The organism is Nonomuraea deserti (assembly GCF_004348685.1).
Taxonomy (GTDB): domain Bacteria; phylum Actinomycetota; class Actinomycetes; order Streptosporangiales; family Streptosporangiaceae; genus Nonomuraea; species Nonomuraea deserti.
Map to the genome: position 1 here is coordinate 1 of NZ_SMKO01000393.1, position 1,759 is coordinate 1,759.

The 1,759-nt window shown below is 68.4% G+C and carries 3 protein-coding genes and 1 pseudogene; 1 reads left to right on the plus strand and 3 read right to left on the minus strand.

Annotated elements, in window-relative coordinates:
- Positions 1 to 479: hypothetical protein (locus tag E1292_RS50260; RefSeq protein WP_132606854.1), on the minus strand; the 479-nt coding region annotated here is incomplete at its 3' end.
- A gap of 426 nt (positions 480 to 905) precedes the next feature.
- Here E1292_RS50260 and E1292_RS50265 point away from each other — a divergent pair.
- Positions 906 to 1,028, plus strand: a pseudogene (locus tag E1292_RS50265) (DUF2255 family protein); the annotation flags it as partial.
- Here the strand turns inward: E1292_RS50265 and E1292_RS50270 are convergent.
- Positions 1,029 to 1,451, minus strand: a complete 423-nt coding sequence (locus tag E1292_RS50270) for a hypothetical protein (RefSeq protein ID WP_132606855.1) — start codon at positions 1,449 to 1,451, stop codon at positions 1,029 to 1,031. It abuts the pseudogene before it with no gap.
- 56 nt (positions 1,452 to 1,507) lie between these two features.
- The coding region (locus E1292_RS50275) for an STAS domain-containing protein (RefSeq protein WP_132606856.1) at positions 1,508 to 1,759 on the minus strand (252 nt) is incomplete at its 5' end.

The following is a 1,759-nucleotide window of genomic DNA, read 5'->3' on the forward strand; positions in this document are numbered from 1 at the left end:
GGGTCGGGGTCGGCGCGTTCGGCTGGGCACGGCGGTAGCGTGACGAATTCTCGGGAGCGGATGTCCCAGCGGATCCAGACGGACCTGTCGAGTCCGGGCAGCAGCTGGACGTGCGCCGCGTGGGCGCCCGCGTGGCCAGGCTGCAGCTCGCACCCGTAGACGACTTTGCGTTCGTGCCGGCCGCTCTCCGCCAGCGGAGCCCACTCGGCGTCGGTGAGCACGTTGTAGTGCGGGCAGTCCTGCTCACTGGTGTGCCGTTGCAGCCCGGTGGCAAGCGCGCCCGCCAGCCCTGCCGCGGTGAAAACCTGATGGACGGCATCATGGACCGACTGGACGTCGTCGTCGCTCAGCTCCGCCACACCGAGCCGGTCGGCCAACAGCCGCACGTGGGTGGCGAAGTGCCGGCAGGCGTCGACCAGCGCGGCAACCGGAGCCACCGCGTCGTGTGGCGGGTCGTTCGGCGCGTCTTGATGCGTCACAACGGCTACGCTACGCGTCCCTCCAGCCATACGCGCGGCGGGCGACGATGCCGCCGGAGCGTGTCGAGGCCACACGCGTTTCCAGAGCGCTCCCGGGAGACGTGGACCTGTGGGAGCCTGTGTCTTGAAGGCCCAGGAGAGTAGCATGCTCGGCGCTGCATCGACCGTCGATCCGGCCTTCGCCGCGCTCACCTCGCTTGGCGGTGCGAACCGCAAAGGGACATGGCCGCGAACCTCGATGGCGGTGACGACTGTGTCCGGCTGATCGAGGTGCTGAGCCGGCGGGGCGGATTTACCGACAGTAGACCCCTAACGGACGTGCGGTCACCCGGTCTCGCCCGGCCGCGGGGTAGGTTCTACCACGACTACCGAGGACGGAAGACGCGTTCATGAGCGAGGAGACGTCCGCGTCCCGGCGACTCCGCCGTCCACGACCGGATCGACGAGGTCTACCGCACCAAGTACCGCCGCTACGGCAGCAACATCATCGGCAGCGTCGTCAGCCCCGCCGCGCGTGCCGCCACGATCAGACTCATACCCGAAAGGTGATCACCGAGTACACTGCCCTCGCGTCGGGCAGAGCCCCGATGGGAAGAAACTCGACGTCAGGTTGACCTGACGGTTAGCCAGGTCGTTGACCTCTCCGGTGGCGCTGGTGGCCGCGAGCTCAGGTTGATGATCTGGCAAATGAAGAAAGTCGCCCGGATACTCCTCGAGCCGCCAGATCGCCCTGGTCGCCGAACGCAGCGTGTCCATCCAGAACAGGCCATCAGGGGTAGCGTCACGCAGGCCACCAGCCCTGCGAAGCGCCTGGACGTCGAGGCGCGGCAAGGTGTCGCTCAGGTAGCACTGCATCTCGGTCAGTGCCGCCGGCCAGTCCAGGATGTAGCTGGTCCGGCGCCGGGGGCGCTCATGGCGAGGGCCGGTTCGTCGGTGGGACGAGGCGGCCGTGATCGCGCGCCGTCGTTCCATTGATTCAAAGCCTGCAAGCGATGCGAGTCCCCGGCATCGCGGGGTCGGCATGCCGGTCACGCCATGATGGGGAAGCGTTGGTCCAGACCGGTGATGCGCAGCAGCCGGCCCACACTGGGCGAAACACCGGTCAGGGCGAGCGTGATGCCCTGGGACCGGGCACGGCCTTGAATGCCGATCAGCACGCCCAGTCCGCCGGCGCCGCAGAAGGTGACGCGGTGAGCAAGCACGATCCACTCGGTGTGCTGGCGCCTCGAGCCGCCGTCCTCGCCCGCGCCAGGAAGATCGCACAGCGGCTCGGCTGGTTG